The 15,117-nt window shown below is 62.7% G+C and carries 18 protein-coding genes; 8 read left to right on the forward strand and 10 right to left on the reverse strand.

Features of this window, described 5'->3' with window-relative positions:
• Window positions 1-40: 40 nt before the first annotated feature.
• The 3 genes from AC5STB_RS16715 (at window position 41) to coaD (ending at window position 2,050) form a co-directional block, all read left to right on the forward strand.
• Window positions 41-937 (forward strand): LysR family transcriptional regulator, encoded by an 897-nt coding sequence (locus AC5STB_RS16715; protein WP_495443923.1) that lies wholly within the window; start codon window positions 41-43, stop codon window positions 935-937.
• A gap of 55 nt (window positions 938-992) precedes the next feature.
• Complete coding sequence (locus tag AC5STB_RS16720; RefSeq protein WP_495443924.1) at window positions 993-1,427, forward strand: CBS domain-containing protein; 435 nt, start codon at window positions 993-995, stop codon at window positions 1,425-1,427.
• A 122-nt stretch (window positions 1,428-1,549) separates the two neighbouring features.
• On the forward strand, window positions 1,550-2,050 hold the full coding sequence (gene coaD / locus AC5STB_RS16725) for a pantetheine-phosphate adenylyltransferase (protein WP_495443925.1): 501 nt from the start codon (window positions 1,550-1,552) through the stop codon (window positions 2,048-2,050).
• 155 nt (window positions 2,051-2,205) lie between these two features.
• Here coaD and AC5STB_RS16730 read toward each other — a convergent pair whose 3' ends face one another.
• Window positions 2,206-2,349 (reverse strand): hypothetical protein, encoded by a 144-nt coding sequence (locus AC5STB_RS16730; protein ID WP_495443926.1) that lies wholly within the window; start codon window positions 2,347-2,349, stop codon window positions 2,206-2,208.
• A gap of 76 nt (window positions 2,350-2,425) precedes the next feature.
• Window positions 2,426-3,427, reverse strand: coding sequence for a type I glyceraldehyde-3-phosphate dehydrogenase (gene gap / locus AC5STB_RS16735; RefSeq protein WP_495443927.1), 1,002 nt, complete (start codon window positions 3,425-3,427; stop codon window positions 2,426-2,428).
• Between the two features lie 244 nt (window positions 3,428-3,671).
• Between gap and AC5STB_RS16740 the strand changes: the two genes are divergently transcribed.
• The gene (locus tag AC5STB_RS16740) at window positions 3,672-4,643 is read left to right on the forward strand and encodes a DUF808 domain-containing protein (protein WP_495443928.1); all 972 of its coding nucleotides are present in this window, start codon (window positions 3,672-3,674) and stop codon (window positions 4,641-4,643) included.
• A 42-nt stretch (window positions 4,644-4,685) separates the two neighbouring features.
• Window positions 4,686-5,099 carry a hypothetical protein gene (locus tag AC5STB_RS16745; RefSeq protein ID WP_495443929.1) on the forward strand — a complete coding sequence of 138 codons (414 nt, stop codon included), beginning with the start codon at window positions 4,686-4,688 and terminating at the stop codon, window positions 5,097-5,099.
• 66 nt (window positions 5,100-5,165) lie between these two features.
• Here AC5STB_RS16745 and tkt read toward each other — a convergent pair whose 3' ends face one another.
• Together tkt and AC5STB_RS16755 are read right to left on the reverse strand one after the other, a co-directional pair.
• The gene (gene tkt / locus AC5STB_RS16750) at window positions 5,166-7,187 is read right to left on the reverse strand and encodes a transketolase (RefSeq protein ID WP_495443930.1); all 2,022 of its coding nucleotides are present in this window, start codon (window positions 7,185-7,187) and stop codon (window positions 5,166-5,168) included.
• 19 nt (window positions 7,188-7,206) lie between these two features.
• The gene (locus AC5STB_RS16755; protein WP_495443931.1) at window positions 7,207-7,395 is read right to left on the reverse strand and encodes a hypothetical protein; all 189 of its coding nucleotides are present in this window, start codon (window positions 7,393-7,395) and stop codon (window positions 7,207-7,209) included.
• Window positions 7,396-7,425: 30 nt separating this feature from the next.
• Between AC5STB_RS16755 and AC5STB_RS16760 the strand changes: the two genes are divergently transcribed.
• The 3 genes from AC5STB_RS16760 to AC5STB_RS16770 all read left to right on the forward strand — a co-directional run bounded on the left by AC5STB_RS16760 (window position 7,426) and on the right by AC5STB_RS16770 (window position 10,042).
• Window positions 7,426-8,262 carry a coiled-coil domain-containing protein gene (locus AC5STB_RS16760; RefSeq protein ID WP_495443932.1) on the forward strand — a complete coding sequence of 279 codons (837 nt, stop codon included), beginning with the start codon at window positions 7,426-7,428 and terminating at the stop codon, window positions 8,260-8,262.
• Entirely contained in the window at window positions 8,262-8,663 is a 402-nt protein-coding gene (locus tag AC5STB_RS16765) for a cell division protein ZapA (protein WP_495443933.1), read from the forward strand. The genes AC5STB_RS16760 and AC5STB_RS16765 overlap by 1 nt, the downstream gene beginning before the upstream one ends.
• A gap of 215 nt (window positions 8,664-8,878) precedes the next feature.
• Complete coding sequence (locus AC5STB_RS16770) at window positions 8,879-10,042, forward strand: calcium-binding protein (RefSeq protein WP_495443934.1); 1,164 nt, start codon at window positions 8,879-8,881, stop codon at window positions 10,040-10,042.
• 84 nt (window positions 10,043-10,126) lie between these two features.
• Here the strand turns inward: AC5STB_RS16770 and grxD are convergent, their stop codons facing one another.
• From grxD to AC5STB_RS16800, 6 genes are all read right to left on the reverse strand, one after another.
• Window positions 10,127-10,489 carry a Grx4 family monothiol glutaredoxin gene (grxD, locus tag AC5STB_RS16775; RefSeq protein ID WP_495443935.1) on the reverse strand — a complete coding sequence of 121 codons (363 nt, stop codon included), beginning with the start codon at window positions 10,487-10,489 and terminating at the stop codon, window positions 10,127-10,129.
• A 106-nt stretch (window positions 10,490-10,595) separates the two neighbouring features.
• Window positions 10,596-10,829 carry a hypothetical protein gene (locus AC5STB_RS16780; RefSeq protein ID WP_495443936.1) on the reverse strand — a complete coding sequence of 78 codons (234 nt, stop codon included), beginning with the start codon at window positions 10,827-10,829 and terminating at the stop codon, window positions 10,596-10,598.
• 5 nt (window positions 10,830-10,834) lie between these two features.
• Window positions 10,835-11,071: a BolA/IbaG family iron-sulfur metabolism protein gene (locus AC5STB_RS16785; protein ID WP_019297755.1), complete on the reverse strand. Its 237-nt coding sequence runs from the start codon at window positions 11,069-11,071 to the stop codon at window positions 10,835-10,837.
• A gap of 65 nt (window positions 11,072-11,136) precedes the next feature.
• Window positions 11,137-11,655: a hypothetical protein gene (locus AC5STB_RS16790; protein ID WP_495443937.1), complete on the reverse strand. Its 519-nt coding sequence runs from the start codon at window positions 11,653-11,655 to the stop codon at window positions 11,137-11,139.
• 79 nt (window positions 11,656-11,734) lie between these two features.
• The gene (gene purL, locus AC5STB_RS16795; protein WP_495443938.1) at window positions 11,735-13,900 is read right to left on the reverse strand and encodes a phosphoribosylformylglycinamidine synthase subunit PurL; all 2,166 of its coding nucleotides are present in this window, start codon (window positions 13,898-13,900) and stop codon (window positions 11,735-11,737) included.
• Between the two features lie 103 nt (window positions 13,901-14,003).
• The gene (locus AC5STB_RS16800) at window positions 14,004-15,113 is read right to left on the reverse strand and encodes a BamA/TamA family outer membrane protein (protein WP_495443939.1); all 1,110 of its coding nucleotides are present in this window, start codon (window positions 15,111-15,113) and stop codon (window positions 14,004-14,006) included.
• Window positions 15,114-15,117: the final 4 nt, after the last annotated feature.

Consider the following 15,117-nt stretch of genomic DNA (forward strand, 5'->3'; position numbering starts at 1 on the left):
TTAACGCCAGGTTAGCAACAGGACGGAGGACCCGGGGCCAATGGATCCGCAGTGGGATGATATGAAAGTGTTTTTGGCGGTGGCCCGGGAGGCGAGCCTGTCCGGCGCCGGCCGCATCCTGAAAATGGATCCGGCTACGGTAGGCCGCCGCATTGCCCGGTTTGAGGCGGCACTGGAAACCCCGCTGTTTGTGAAATCGCCGCAGGGCTATGCGCTCAGCGCTGCCGGCGACCGCTTGCTGGTCCACGCAGAAGCCGCTGAACAGGCGATGCGGGCCGGCACCGAGGCGCTGAGCGGCCCCAGCGACACCATGTCGGGCCAGATCCGCATTGGTGCGCCGGACGGCAGCGCCAATTACATCCTGCCGCAGGTCTGCGCCCAAATCGCTGAGGAGAACCCGGATCTGGACATCCAGATCGTGGCGCTGCCGCGGGTGATCAACCTCAGCCGCCGCGAGGCCGACATGGCAGTCACGGTCAGCGCGCCAACCGCGGGCAAACTGCTGGTGCAGAAGATCTGCGACTATAAGCTGCACCTGGTCGCCTCGCGGCATTACCTGAAGGCGCATCCGGAAATCAAAAAGCTGGAGGACCTGAAGGGCCACAAGATGATCGGCTACATCCCTGACATGATCTTTGACAAGGAGCTGGATTATCTCAACGATATCGGCGTTGAGCGGGTGGCGCTCGCCTCGAACTCTGTTTCGGTTCAGATCAAGATGGCAGCACAGGGCACGGCAGTTTGCGTGGCCCATGATTTCAGCCTGCCGGCCCACCGGATGCTGCGCAAGATACTGACCGACAAGGTTAGCTTGACCCGCAGCTTCCACCTGGTGCGGCATCAGGGCGACCAGCGCAGCGAGCGGCTGAACCGTTTTGCCCAGGCGTTGTCGAAAGGCATCCGCGACGAGGTGGCCCGCCTGGAAGCCTTGACTTAAAGCTGCGTTGCGGCACAGTTATTTATAACGCGCCAAATTTTAGGAGGTCTGCAACGTGCTCGTTCAGGTCATTTTGAAGTCCAAGGCCACCAGTGGTGTGGTCACCATCAAACCGGATGCCAGCGTGTCGGATGCCGCCCGGCTGCTGTCGGAGAACAAGTTCGGCTCTGTTGTTGTGTCCGCGGACGGAGAAAGGCCCGATGGCATCCTGTCTGAGCGTGATATCGTGCGCGAACTGGCCAAAACGGGCGCCGGCTGCCTGAGCGAACCGGTCAGCAGCTATATGACCAAGGAGCTGGTCACCTGCACCTCTCAATCCAATGTCGGGGATGTGCTGCAGCAGATGACCGAAGGGCGGTTTCGCCACATGCCGGTTGTCGAGGACGAGAAGCTGGTGGGCATCGTGACGCTGGGCGATGTGGTCAAGGCGCAGCTGTCGCAGGTCGCGATGGAAAAGGATGCGCTGCAGGACATGATCATGGGGCACTGAGCCGCAGGCGGGAGATGGGGCGCCAGGCCGCAGGCGGGGTGTCCGTATTTCTGCCCTCTTGCAATGGCGGCCGCAAATATGTTTGCGTATGCAGAAATTTCTGACAAGGCAGGAGGCCGCCCATGCGCGTGGGTCTGTATCCCGGCACCTTCGACCCGATCACCATCGGGCATATAGACATTATCCGCCGCGCCAGCGCGCTGGTGGATAAGCTGGTCATCGGCGTAGCGATCAACCGTGACAAGGGGCCGCTGTTCCCGCTGGAGGACCGGGTGTCGATGATCGAGGCGGAATGCGCCAAACTGAGCGACGAGACCGGCACAGAGATCGTGGCGCATCCGTTCGAAAACCTGCTGATCGACTGCGCCCGCGACGTTGGCGCGCAGATCATCGTGCGCGGCCTGCGGGCGGTTGCGGATTTCGAATACGAATTCCAGATGGTTGGCATGAACCGCGCGCTGGACAGCTCAATCGAGACAGTGTTCCTGATGGCCGAGGCACGGCATCAGGCGATTGCCTCCAAGTTGGTCAAGGAGATCGCCCGGCTGGACGGCGACGTGTCGAAATTCGTCACGCCGCTGGTGAACGACAATCTGATGAAGCGGCTCGGCAAAAACGACTGACCCCGGGGTCCTATTACCCGACGCAGGCAAAGCCGGGCTAACGCCCGGCTTTGTGCTTTCGGCGGCGCGCTGCGCGCGCAGGCGGCGGCTGGCGCCGCCGTTGGGGAATGGGAATGCGGCCCGGAATCCGGCAAAGCAGCGGCAGCCGCGGGGGGTCAGCGCCAGAAAGCCAGCCAATCGATCAGCGCAAACAGTTTCTTGCCGAGAAAGATCATGTGGCGGTCGCCGGCCAGGGCAACATCGATGACGGCGGCGGCGATCAGGAACAGGCCCAAATAGAGTGCAATCCGGTTGGTCATGAAAGCTCCGCCGCAAAAGAAAACGCCCGCCCAGATAACCTGAGCGGGCGTGAAATCTCAAGGCGTTAGGCTGCGGTTAGCCCAGTTTGCCCATGGCAACGGCAACATCTGCCATACGCACCGAGAAGCCCCATTCGTTGTCGTACCAGGCCAGCACGCGCACCATGCGGTCTTCGACCACGCGGGTCTGGTCCGGCGCGAAGATCGAGCTCTCGGGGGAGTGGTTGAAGTCGACGGAGACCAGCGGCGCCGGCTCATAACCCAGAACGCCCTTCATCGGGCCTTCGGCGGCTTCCTTTACGGCGGCGTTGACCTGCTCAGCGGTCACGTCGCGGCCGGCGCGGAAGGTCAGGTCCACAGCAGAGACATTCGGGGTCGGCACGCGGATGGCGGAGCCGTCCAGGCGGCCTTTCAGGTTCGGCAGCACTTCGCCCAGGGCCTTGGCGGCGCCGGTCGAGGTCGGGATCATCGACATGGCGGCGGCGCGGGCGCGGTACAGGTCCTTGTGACGCCGGTCCAGGGTCGGCTGGTCGCCGGTGTAGGCGTGGATGGTGGTCATGATGCCGTGCTCGATGCCGAACGCCTCGTCCAGCACCTTGGCCAGCGGCGCCAGGCAGTTGGTGGTGCAGGAGCCGTTGGAGATCATCTTGTCACCGGCTTGCAACTGGTCGTCGTTGACACCGAACACGATGGTCTTGTCGACGTTCTTGCCGGGGGCGGACAGCAGAACCTTCTTCGCGCCGCGCTCCAGATGCGCCTTGGCCTTTTCGCCGTCGTTGAACTTGCCGGTGCATTCCAGAACGACGTCGCAGCCCGACCAGTCCAGCTCGCCCATGTCGTAGGTGGAGAACATCTGCATGTCGCCGCGGCCCAGGTTCATGGTGCCGTCGCCGATGGAAACCTCGCCGGGGAAACGGCCATGCACGGAGTCGTATTTGATCAGGTGTGCTGCGGTTTCCAGCGGCCCGGTGGCGTTCACCTTGATCACTTCGATGTCGTCGCGGCCCGAGGCGGCGATGTGCGACAGGGTGCAGCGGCCGATGCGGCCAAAACCGTTGATCCCGACTTTGATGGTCATGTGTACGTCTCCAAGCGAGCAAAACCTTTGGCCGCCATATAGACCGGGGCGGATGTGGTCTAAAGGGGTAAAAGCGTCATTAAATGAAACTGTTAGCGCAAAATCATGATGTTGGCGGTAACGGTTTGCGGCGGTGGCGTTAACGGAAATCAGCGCCTTTGATGCGGTGGCGCTAACGCTTGTGCTGCGGCGCGGAACCGGGCAGATTGCCTTTCAAACGCGGACAGAGATTGAGGGATTTGGCATGAGCGGTTTGCTGGCGCTTCTGGATGACGTGGCGGGGATCGCCAAGGTGGCGGCGGCCTCGGTTGACGATGTGGCTGCGGCGGCGGGCAAGGCCGGCGCCAAGACCGCGGGTGTGATCATTGACGACGCGGCGGTGACGCCCAAGTACCTGCAGGGGTTCGCGCCGGCGCGTGAGCTGCCGATCATCTGGCGCATCACCCGCGGCTCCTTGTTCAACAAGCTGATCCTGTTGATGCCGGTGGCGATGCTGTTGGCGAATTTCGCGCCCTGGGCCATCACGCCCTTGCTGATGCTGGGCGGGAGTTATCTGTGTTTCGAGGGGGCTGAGAAGATCTTTCACGTGCTGTTTCCGCACGTCAGCCACGCCATTGACGAAGACATGAGCGTCAAGGATCCCGGCCATCTGGAAGAACAGAAGATCAAGGGCGCGATCAAGACCGACTTCATCCTGTCCGCCGAAATCATGACCATCGCGCTGGCCGCCATCGAGGCTCCGAACGTCTGGATGCAGGCTGCGACGCTGGCGGTGGTGGCTATTGGCGTCACGCTGGCGGTCTACGGCTCTGTCGCGCTGATTGTGAAGATGGACGATGTGGGGCTGTATATGGCTGAGAATGCCCATACCGGCTTTGGCCGCGGGCTGGGGCGCGGGCTGGTCAAGTTCATGCCGGTGCTGATGAAGATCCTGTCGGTGGTCGGCACCGCGGCGATGCTGTGGGTCGGCGGCTCCATCATCATCCACGGGCTGGAGGTGCTGGGCTTTGGCTGGCTGGGCCACCACATCCACGACTGGGCCTATGCCGCGGGCCATGCGGTGCCTGCCGCTTGGGAGGGCCTTGCGGAGTGGACGGCCAAGGCGGCGATGGACGGGGTATTCGGCGTCGCGCTGGGGCTGCTGCTGATCCCGCTGGCGACCAAGGTTGTGGGGCCGTTGATTGCGTCGGTTTCGGGGAAGTCTGCCAGCCACTGAAAGAAATTAGTCACTCAGTTACTAGGATTTAAGGGGGCGCTTTTGAATAAGCCGATTATCAAGATTCTTTCCGGTCCAACTCCAAACCAAGTTGCTGCGGGTGAAATAGCAACAGGCGGAACTGCGTCTTTGCTCTCGGCAATCAGTAAGGCAGCGGACCTCGCCCCCATGGACGTGAAACAGTTGTACGGTTTCCTCCATTTTCGCCTGCATTCCGCAAAACAGGCACAAGCTCGCAGTGGCTGGTTCGGAGGCCGGTTGTTCAACAAATTCAGCGGCGAGTCTTCGGACTATGTCCCGCTTTCCGGCACTCAAATGACGCAAGCTTTCCTTGCTGCGGGTATAGAACCTCCAGAATTCATCGTCGCCAGCGGTAACTACGAGCTGCGTTTGGACTATGCACAGAAAGCCTATGATGCGTTGAAGGAAATGGCCGAAACTGACAACGCGCAATAGATGGTTCAAACCGAAAAAAAAGGGCTCCGACAGGAGCCCTTTTCTGTTTCTAGTGTTTGACGGACCTCACCCCAGCAGCTCTTTCACCTTCGCCACTGTGCCCTCAGCGGTGATGCCGAAGCGCTCGAACAGCTCGCCTGCCGGGGCAGAGGCGCCGAAGCGGTCCATGCCGACGAAACCGGCTTTCTTCTCCTGGCCGCGCTCGCCCAGCAGCCAGCGGTCCCAGCCGCCGTCGCGGACGGCGGCCTCGATGCCGACGCGGACCGGACCTGCGGGCAGGACCTTGCGGCGGTAGGCTTCGTCCTGGGCTGCAAACAGCTCCATGCAGGGCATGGAGACGACGCGGGTGCCGATGCCTTCGGCTTCCAGCTTGACCTTGGCGTCCATCGCGACGGAAACCTCAGAGCCGGTGGCGATCAGGATCACCTGGCGCTTACCCTCGGCCTCGGCCAGCACATAGGCGCCTTTTTCGACCATGTTGGTCAGCTTATGCTCAGTCCGGACGGTCGGCAGGTTCTGACGGGTCAGGGTCATCACCGACGGGGTTTCCTTGGCGGTCAGGGCGATTTCCCAGGCCTCGGCGGTTTCCACGGTGTCGGCGGGGCGGAACACATAGGTGTTCGGGGTCGCGCGGCAGATTGCCAGATGTTCGACCGGCTGGTGGGTCGGGCCGTCTTCGCCAACACCGATCGAGTCGTGGGTCATCACGAACACTGTCGGGATCTTGGACAGCGCGGCCAGGCGCATGGCCGGGCGGGCATAGTCGGTGAAGCAGAAGAAGGTGCCGCCGTAAGCGCGCACGCCGCCGTGCAGCACCATGCCGTTCATTGCGGCGGCCATGCCGTGCTCGCGGATGCCCCAGTAGACATAGCGGCCCTTGCGGTTGTCCACGTCGAACATGCCCAGATCGCCGGTCTTGGTGTTGTTGGAGCCGGTCAGGTCAGCAGAGCCGCCCACGGTTTCCGGCATGATCGGGTTGATCACTTCCAGCGCCATTTCAGACGACTTGCGGGTCGCGACCTTGGGCTGAGTTTCCGAAACCTGCTTTTTCAGCGCCTTGATGGTGGCCGACAGTTTCTTGGGCGCATCCAGCGCATAGGCGCGGTTGAACCGGTCCTGCTTCTGCTGCGACAGCTCGGCAAAGCGGGCTTCCCAGGCTTCGCGCTCGGACTTGCCGCGCGAACCGATCTCTTCCCACTGGGATTTGATCTCGGCCGGCACGTCGAACGGGCCGCCGGTCCAGCCATAGGCGTCCTTGGCCGCCTGCAGCTGGTCCTTGTCGGTCAGCGCGCCGTGGCCCTTGGAGGTGTCCTGCGCGGCGTGGCCCAGGGCGATGTGGGTCTTGCAGGCGATCATCGACGGCTTCTTGGATTTCTTTGCCGCGATGATGGCCTCGTCGATGGCCTTGGGGTCGTGGCCGTCGATTTCCAGCACCTGCCAGCCGGACGCCTTGAAACGCTGCACCTGGTTGGTGCGGTCGCTGAGGTCAACGGTGCCGTCGATGGTGATGTTGTTGTTGTCCCAGAAGACAATCAGCTTGCCCAGCTGGTGGCGGCCGGCAAGGCCGATGGCCTCCTGGCTGATGCCTTCCATCAGGCAGCCGTCGCCTGCGATCACATAGGTGTGGTGATCGACAACCTTCTTGCCGTAATGGGCGCGCTGCATTTCCTCTGCCATGGCAAAACCGACGGCGTTGGAGATGCCTTGGCCCAGCGGGCCGGTGGTGACCTCGACCGCGTCGATCAGGAAGTTCTCCGGGTGGCCCGCGGTGATCGCGCCGGTCTGGCGGAAATTCTTGATCTGATCCAGGGTGACCTGCTGGTCGCCGGTGAGGTACAGCAGGGAATAGATCAGCATCGAACCATGGCCCGCCGACAGGACGAACCGGTCGCGGTCCGGCCACTGCGGGTTGGATGCATCGAATTTAAGGTGTTTTTCGAACAGCACGGTAGCCACATCGGCCATGCCGATCGGCATGCCGGTATGCCCGGAGTTGGCGGCGGCAACGGCGTCGAGGGCCAGCGCGCGGATCGCGGCGGCCTTATTCCAATGCTCAGGGTTGGCGGTGCGCAGGGCTGTCAGGTCCACTGGGATTGTTCCTTTGGCGTTACAGGCAATTGCTGCGCTCAATAACAGCGATGCGCCAAAGATCAAGCATGGTTGCGCCGATCTGGGTCAAACAGCGCGAACAAGGCGTGGCAAGTGGTTGAAACGCAAAGGGGGGTGTTTTATCCCTGAAAGGGAAGAACTGGCCCATGCCGGCGGCGGCTGCACGATTCGGGCGGGCGGCGGACATAGAACGGCAGGGTGCGGGTGAGGAACAGGCATGAACCAGATTGAAGAATTGCAAGGCCGCATCCAGGCCGCGCTGGAACGGATCAGCGCCGGCACCGCCGCGTTGCAGGACGCGCGCGCAGCGGACAGGGTCCGGGCAGAGGAGGCGGCAGCCGAGGCCGCCAGGGCGGCAGAGGCTGCCGCGGAAAGCGCTGCAAACGCAGAACTGGAAAAGGCGCTTGACGAGGAGCGCACCGCCAATGCCCAGCTGGAAGAGCGGGTGAAGGTGCTGCACGGGCGGCTCAAGGACGCTGAGAGCATGGCGCCCGCAGGCGCTGCAAACGATGAAGACGTTGCCGCGATGCAGGCGGAACTGGAGCTGCTGCGCAATGAGGCCGGCGACCCTGCCGAGAAGCAGGCGCTGCGGGCTGAAGTGGCCCGCCTTAAGGGTGAGCTGGAAGTGGCCGCGAACAATGCAGCCAGCGCCCGGGAAACGCTTGAGGATCAGCTTGCCGAAGCGCAATCCGCCAATGAGGCTTTGACAGCGCAGCTGGCCGCCGCGGACAGCGGTGACAGCGCCGGAATGCCGGGGATGCAGGACACGGCCGCGGAACTCGCTCGCCAGAACGATGCCCTGGTGCAGCTGGATGCAGAGCTTCAGGAGTTGCGCTTGGCCAACGAGGAACTTCGCGCCTCCAATACCGCACTTCGCGAAGCCAACGCTGAAAGCCTGGGCGATGCGGGGCTGATCAACGCCTCTATGGAAGCTGAAATTTATGGCCTGCGCGCGGCCCAGGCCAGCGATCAGGCCCAGGTCAACGCTGTCCTGGCCAAGCTGGAACCGCTCTTGGCGAATGCCCGCAACCTGCCGGAAGGAGAGGAAGTCTGATGCCCGAAGTGACCATTCATATCGGCGGCCGCGGATTTGAGGTTTCCTGCCAGGAGGGGGAGGAAAGCTACCTGCATTCCGCCGCAAAAATGCTGGACGACGAGGCGCAGGTGCTGTCGGATCAGATCGGCCGCATGCCCGAGGCGCGGATGCTCTTGATGGCCGGGCTTATGCTGGCGGACAAAACCGCTGCGGTGGAAGACCGGATCAAGGAAGTGGAGGCCGAGCTGGCCGAGCGCGTTCAGGAACTGGAAGCGTTGAAGAACGCCCCAGCGCCGGAACCCGAGCGCATTGAGATTCCTGTGGTGCCGCCGCATGTGACCGAAAGCCTGGCTGAACTGGCCGCCCGCACAGAGGCGCTGGCCCAGCAGGTTGAGGAACGGGCGCAGCCCGCCGGCTGATTCCAATTTCTCTTTCCGCAAAGTGCAGATGAGCCTGCGGCGTCTGGATCCCAGGGCGCCTCGGGGCAGCCTCGCTCGTCGGCCCGGTGTTTCGCATACAGAAACGCCGCGTTTTTGCGGGTTAAATAATGCACGTCAGACGCGAACTGGACTTGGCCGCCACTCTCCGTTATCAAAAGTCCGGACAATTTTAGTTGTGTGCATTGGGGGAATTCATGATTGGGGCGATTCTGTTCGGGTCCCTGGCTGTGGCCGGGATTGCAATTGGTTTGGACGACGACGAGGACACCGGTGCCGGTCCGGAAACCGCGGCGGATGATCTGACAGGGGAACCGCTGGAAGGCCAGCCTACGGCAGGACCGGACGATCTGCTTTTTGGCAGCGGCAACGATGTGATCGAAAGCGGCACAGGGGCTGATACCATTCATGCCGGCGCCGGTGACGATCAGGTTCAGTCGGACGGCGGTATGGACGTTGTCTATGGCGAAGAAGGGGATGATACCCTGTCCGGCGGCAGCTATCATGACCTTCTTGATGGCGGCGAGGGCAATGACATGCTGGCCGGCGAGGGCGGCATGGACACGCTGACTGGTGCCGCCGGAAACGATACGCTGAGCGGCGGCGATTGGCATGATGTGCTGGATGGCGGCACGGGGTTTGACTATCTGGATGGCGGTGCCGGCAACGATCAGCTGTCAGGCGGCGCGGGCAAGGATACGGCTTATGGCGGCGGCGGGGATGACACGCTCTCGGGCGGCGAGTTTCACGATATCCTCTATGGCGGCGCAGGCAATGACTCCCTGTCCGGCGACGGCGGCAAAGACATATTGTTTGGAGATGGCGGCGACGACACGCTTGACGGCGGTGACTGGAACGACGACCTGATCGGCGGTGACGGTGCCGACGTTCTGAACGGCGGGGCCGGCAACGACGCGCTGAGCGGCGTAAACTTCTCTCGCACGCTCACACCTGAGGAAATCGCCGGTCTGCGGGATGAGGACACCCCAATCAGCGGGCTCGGCCTGTCCGGCGCCGCAGATGGCACGGATACCTTGGACGGCGGCGATGGCGACGATTTCCTGCTGCTGGGGGCCGGCGATACCGGCACCGGCGGCAGCGGCTTGGACAGCTTTGCGCTCTACACGATGCAGGACGCCGAAGGTGTAACCACGATCACCGATTTCACACCGGGCGAAGACGTGGTTCAGCTGCTGTTCGGCGATGAAGGAGGTTCGGTGGACGCGGACGACTTCACTGTTGAAAACGATGCTGACACCGGTGATGCGCTGATCCTGGAGCGGGGCGAGGTCGTGGCCCGTCTGCAGGGCGCCGGCGACACCTTCACCCTCGACGATCTGGTGTTGATCAACGCGGCTTGAACCCGTCAGGCATCTGTCATCAAAAAGGCCTGCCGCAAAATTCTGCGGCAGGCCTTTTTTGTTTCCGGTCCTTGCAGCCTGCGCTCAGGCGTTGGCTTCGCGGATCTTGTCGGCAGCTTCCTTGTTGAAGGTGATGCCGTTGTCGTCAAACAAGGTGTCCAGCTCCGACGACAGGGCCATCTCTGTGATGATGTCGCAGCCGCCGACAAATTCGCCCTTCACATAAAGCTGCGGGATGGTCGGCCAGTCGGAATATTCCTTGATGCCAGAACGGATGTCCTCATCCGCCAGCACGTTCACGTCGGTGTAATCCACGCCGATATAGTTCAGCACCGCCGCCACGCGCGAAGAGAATCCGCACTGCGGCATTTCCTTGGTGCCTTTCATGAAAAGCACCACGTCGCTGGCTTTGACGGTTTCGTCGATGCGGGTTTTTACGTCGGTCATGTATTCATTTCCTTTCGGCTGCTGCGCCGTTTCCTTTGGCCGTCATATAGGGATTATCGCGGGCCTTGCCAATCCGCCCTGTCGGACGCATGGAAACGGTGCAGCGCTATTTCAATTTGCTCTTTGGTACAAAGAAGCGGGCATATTCCTGCGGGTCTTTCGGCACCTTCCAGGTCCGGGCGGAACCGCCCCCCATGCCCGACTGATAGTCGGAACGCAGGGTGTGGTAGTCCGGGTCGTTGTCATCCTCCTCCAGCGGGCGGCGGCGCTGGGAGACAACCGCAACAACGGCGGTCATGACCACAATGCCGATTACCAGGATGGAGGAGAACAGGGACACCGTATTTACTCAGGCGCCTTGGTGGTCAGCGCGAGTGCGTGCAATTCACCGTCGGGGCCGTCCATCTTGCCTTTCAACGCGGCATAGACGGCGCGCTGCTGCTGCACGCGGTTCTTGCCGCGGAAGCTTTCGTCGACAACCATCGCCGACATGTGCACGCCGTCGGTGCCGGCCACCTGGATTTCGGCGTCGGGGAAGCTTTCGCGCAGCAGTTCTTCAATTTCATGGGCTTGCATAGGCATCCGGAGAAGTCCTTTGTCTCGTTTGGTAAAAATGTAGGTGTGCGGCTGGGGCTGTGCAAGCGGGATTAGCCTTGGACCCGGGCAAAAGACGCGATGGACCCGACAAAGTCCGGCACTGCTGCCAAGGCCTCCTGCACGGCATCTTCCTCGAAATCCCAGATGGAGGAGGGGGCATCTGGACACAGCGCCCGGGTCAGCACCATGCAGCGGTCCCGCAGTTTCTGCGGCAAGGGCAACGCGGCGGCCTCTTGCAGAACCAGAAGTGCCTCGTGGATCGGCCGCAGCACCCGCAGGGCATGGGTCATATGGGGCAGTAAGTCCGGGTCGTCGCGCCAGGTCTCACCATCGAACAAGTCTTGCGTCACCCGCTGGCCGGCGCCTGCACAGGAATAGGCGATACAGCCGCCAAAGCCGCAGGCCGCCAGCTTATCGTGGATGGAGCAGCGGAAATCCGGGGCAAGGTTGGGGCAGGGCGTGTCTGCGGCCTTTAACAGCCCGAAATCCTCGTGCGCCTCAAACGGATAGGCAACGCAGCAAAGGCCCGCGCAGCGGCTGCAATCCTCTGTCAGCTCAGGAAGGGTCATCGGCCTGTTTCCAGTTAAAGGAAAGGGCGGGACAGCTGCGCCATCCCGCCCGTTTAGTGTCAGCGCTTGGCGCCGAAAATCAAGCCACGGCAGCGGCAAAGCTGGAGCGGAAGATGTCCTTCAGCTCGGCCAGCGGCGCCTCGGAGGTGCCGATTTTCACCATGTCGCCGCCGAATTTGCCGACGGTGGTGATGGTGACGCCCACCTGGCCCGCGGCCAGCATCAGCGCCTCGGCCTGGTCAAAGTTGCAGGCGATCAGATAGCGCGCCTGGTCCTCCCCGAACACGGTCTGGGTGTCGCCCGCGTCAATCTGCACGCCAACGCCGGCCTCTTCGGCCATCTCGAACGCCGCCAGCGCCAGGCCGCCGTCGCCAAGGTCGGTGCAGGCCTTGATCAGCTCGCGGTTGGCGCGGATGAACTCACCGTTGCGCTTTTCAGCATCCAGGTTCACAGCCGGGGCGTCGCCGTCTTCGCGGTTGAAAACCTCTGCCAGCAGCGCCGATTGGCCCAGGTGGCCGGTGGTTTCACCCACCAGCAGTGCCACATGGCCGTCGCGCGCCTCGCCGATGATCGGCTCTTCGCCGGCAGCGATCAGGCCCACGGCGCCGATGGTCGGGGTCGGCAGGATGCCCTTGCCGTCGGTCTCGTTGTACAGCGACACGTTGCCGGACACGATCGGCATGTCGAGCGCCGCCACCGCCTCGCCGATGCCCTTGATGGCGCCGACGAACTGGCCCATGATCTCCGGCTTTTCGGGGTTGCCGAAATTCAGGTTGTCGGTGGTGGCCAGCGGTTTGGCGCCAACTGCAGTCAGGTTGCGGTAGGCCTCTGCCACCGCCTGCTTGCCGCCTTCGATGGGGTTCGCCTTGACGTAGCGCGGGGTCACGTCGGAGGTGAAGGCCAGCTTTTTTTCCGTGCCGTGCACCCGGACAATGCCAGAGCCTGCGCCCGGACGGCGCTGGGTATCGCCCATCACGGTGGTGTCGTACTGCTCATAAACCCACTGCTTGCCCGCGTAGTTGGGGGAGGACAGCAGCGCCTTCAGCCCGTCGATCGGGTCGATGGTCGGCACGTCCGCATCAGTCAGCGGCTCGGCGGCCGGGGTTTCCACCCAGGGGCGGTCGTATTCCGGCGCGGTAGAGGCCAGTTTCGACAGAACCAGATCGGCTTTCACTTCACCGTTGTGCAGGATCAGGAAGCGATCCTCGGCAATGGTTTCGCCAACGATTGCAAAATCGAGGTCCCACTTTTCAAAGACAGCCCGGGCGTCGGCTTCCAGCTCGGGCTTCAGTACCATCAGCATGCGTTCCTGAGATTCCGACAGCATCATTTCATAGGCTGTCATATTCTCTTCGCGCTGCGGCACGTCTTCGAGGTTCAGCTTGACGCCCAGCTTGCCCTTGTCGCCCATTTCGACGGCAGAGCAGGTGAGGCCCGCGGCACCCATGTCCTGGATTGAGATCACCGCGCCGGTCTGCATCAGCTCCAGCGTGGCTTCCATCAGGCGCTTTTCCGTGAAGGGGTCGCCGACCTGAACAGTGGGGCGCTTTTCTTCGATGGTGTCGTCAAATTCGGCGGATGCCATGGTGGCACCGCCAACGCCGTCACGGCCTGTTTTGGCGCCGAGGTACACGACCGGCATGCCAACGCCGGACGCGGCGGAGTAGAAGATCGAGTCGGTGCGTGCGAGACCTGCGGCGAATGCGTTCACCAGGCAGTTGCCGTTGTAGGCCGGGTGGAAGCGGACCTCGCCGCCCGCGCAAGGCACGCCAAAGCAGTTGCCGTAACCGCCGATGCCCTCAACCACGCCGTTGACCAGCTGGCGGGTCTTGTGGTGGGACGGCTCGCCAAAGGACAGCGAATTCATCGAGGCGATGGGCCGCGCGCCCATGGTGAACACGTCACGCAGAATGCCGCCGACCCCGGTTGCCGCGCCCTGGTAGGGCTCGATGTAGGAGGGGTGGTTGTGGCTTTCCATTTTGAAAACAACGGCATCGCCGTCGCCAATGTCCACGATGCCCGCGTTCTCGCCGGGGCCGCAGATCACCTGCGGGCCGTCGGTCGGCAGGGTGCGCAGCCATTTCTTGGAGGACTTGTAGGAGCAGTGCTCATTCCACATCGCCGAGAAGATGCCCAGCTCGGTGAAGGTCGGCTCCCGCCCGATGATTTCGAGGATCAGATCGTACTCATCAGGCTTCAGCCCGTGATTTGCGATCAGTTCAGGCGTGATGGCGGGTTCCTGCATCCGTAAACGTCCCCAATGGCTGCGATTGCGCGCCTTTTAGAGCAAGCTTTGCCATTGGGAAAGAGGGGTTGCGCAAACGGATGCACGCTGCGTGGCCGCAGCGTCAGAACCGCTGCCCGACATAGACATACAACTGGGTTTCCTGCTCGTTGTTGCGGCTGACATCAATGGAGAAATCCACCGGGAACTTCTTGGACACCCGGTAGCGGAGGCCGGCACCCGCAGCACTATGGCTGCCGCCCTGCGTCAAATCGCCGAACTCCGGCCCGGTCCAGCCGGTGCCGGCAAAGACCACGCCGCCCCAGCGTTTGGAAAAGCGCCTGCGGTATTCGGCCTGGAGGGAGGCCGAGCGCGGCCCGATGAACTGGGTGCTGTTGAAGCCGCGCATGTTGTCGGTGGCCCCGATGGAGCATTGATCAAAGAACGGTGTGTTGCCGGAGGCCGCACATAAGGTGCCGCGCAGGGCAATCACCCCGCTGCGTCCCAGCGGGCGGTAGCCGTCGAGGATGGCATACCCCTTGTCATAGCGGCGGCTGAGCCCGCCAAGCGTGTGGGAGCGGGTGGCAAAAGCTGTCAGCCGCGTGCCTTCTGTGGGATAGTCACTGTCGTCGCGGCGGTCCCAGTCGAGGCTGAAGCCAAAGGTGCCGATCTCCAAGCTGGCGTCCGGCTGAAACGCAGCGGGCAGCAGGCCCGCATTTGGGGAGATGCTGGTCTCCAAATAACGCAGCACAACGCCGGCAGACAGGTCTGGCGTCACCCCGTAGGAGGCATTGATCCGCACCAGTGACCCGTCCTGGCTGACCGGCAGCGCCCCAAGCCCGGTATAAAGGTCATAGACCGCATCCGCCCGTGCCGCGAGCGCCTTGACCTGCCAGCGGTTGCCGGGAAGGGCAAAGTTGAACATGACCGCTGCCGCCTGGCTGCCGTTGTCGGACCTGAGCCCGCCCAGCCCGATCACAGAGGTATTCGCATCCGGGCTGGTCTTGAACAGATACCCGGCGCCCAATCCAAGCCCGGAGCCGATCATCGGGCTGGAAAACGGCACCGGTGCCACCACGACAGAGCCGTTGCGGAAGCCGTAACCTTCCGTCTTCTGCGCCGTCTCGATATGGCCTAGGTGGCGTTCCGTCTGTTCAGGACCCGCGGCCAGCCCGGCACTTGCCAGGCCTGCAAGCCCGGCTGCCAGGGCTGCAGACCGGATGACCCGGCGCAAGGTG

It is taken from the genome of Leisingera sp. CC-HEC093 (assembly GCF_059429195.1).

Excerpts from the sequence above, each read along its gene's own strand:
- AC5STB_RS16715 (WP_495443923.1), top strand. The coding sequence starts at position 41 with ATGGATCCGCAGTGGGATGATATGAAAGTGTTTTTGGCGGTGGCCCGG.
- coaD (WP_495443925.1), top strand. The coding sequence starts at position 1,550 with ATGCGCGTGGGTCTGTATCCCGGCACCTTCGACCCGATCACCATCGGG.
- AC5STB_RS16730 (WP_495443926.1), bottom strand. The coding sequence starts at position 2,349 with ATGACCAACCGGATTGCACTCTATTTGGGCCTGTTCCTGATCGCCGCC.
- gap (WP_495443927.1), bottom strand. The coding sequence starts at position 3,427 with ATGACCATCAAAGTCGGGATCAACGGTTTTGGCCGCATCGGCCGCTGC.
- AC5STB_RS16740 (WP_495443928.1), top strand. The coding sequence starts at position 3,672 with ATGAGCGGTTTGCTGGCGCTTCTGGATGACGTGGCGGGGATCGCCAAG.
- AC5STB_RS16755 (WP_495443931.1), bottom strand. The coding sequence starts at position 7,395 with ATGTCCGCCGCCCGCCCGAATCGTGCAGCCGCCGCCGGCATGGGCCAG.
- AC5STB_RS16760 (WP_495443932.1), top strand. The coding sequence starts at position 7,426 with ATGAACCAGATTGAAGAATTGCAAGGCCGCATCCAGGCCGCGCTGGAA.
- AC5STB_RS16765 (WP_495443933.1), top strand. The coding sequence starts at position 8,262 with ATGCCCGAAGTGACCATTCATATCGGCGGCCGCGGATTTGAGGTTTCC.
- AC5STB_RS16770 (WP_495443934.1), top strand. The coding sequence starts at position 8,879 with ATGATTGGGGCGATTCTGTTCGGGTCCCTGGCTGTGGCCGGGATTGCA.
- grxD (WP_495443935.1), bottom strand. The coding sequence starts at position 10,489 with ATGACCGACGTAAAAACCCGCATCGACGAAACCGTCAAAGCCAGCGAC.
- AC5STB_RS16785 (WP_019297755.1), bottom strand. The coding sequence starts at position 11,071 with ATGCCTATGCAAGCCCATGAAATTGAAGAACTGCTGCGCGAAAGCTTC.
- AC5STB_RS16790 (WP_495443937.1), bottom strand. The coding sequence starts at position 11,655 with ATGACCCTTCCTGAGCTGACAGAGGATTGCAGCCGCTGCGCGGGCCTT.
- purL (WP_495443938.1), bottom strand. The coding sequence starts at position 13,900 with ATGCAGGAACCCGCCATCACGCCTGAACTGATCGCAAATCACGGGCTG.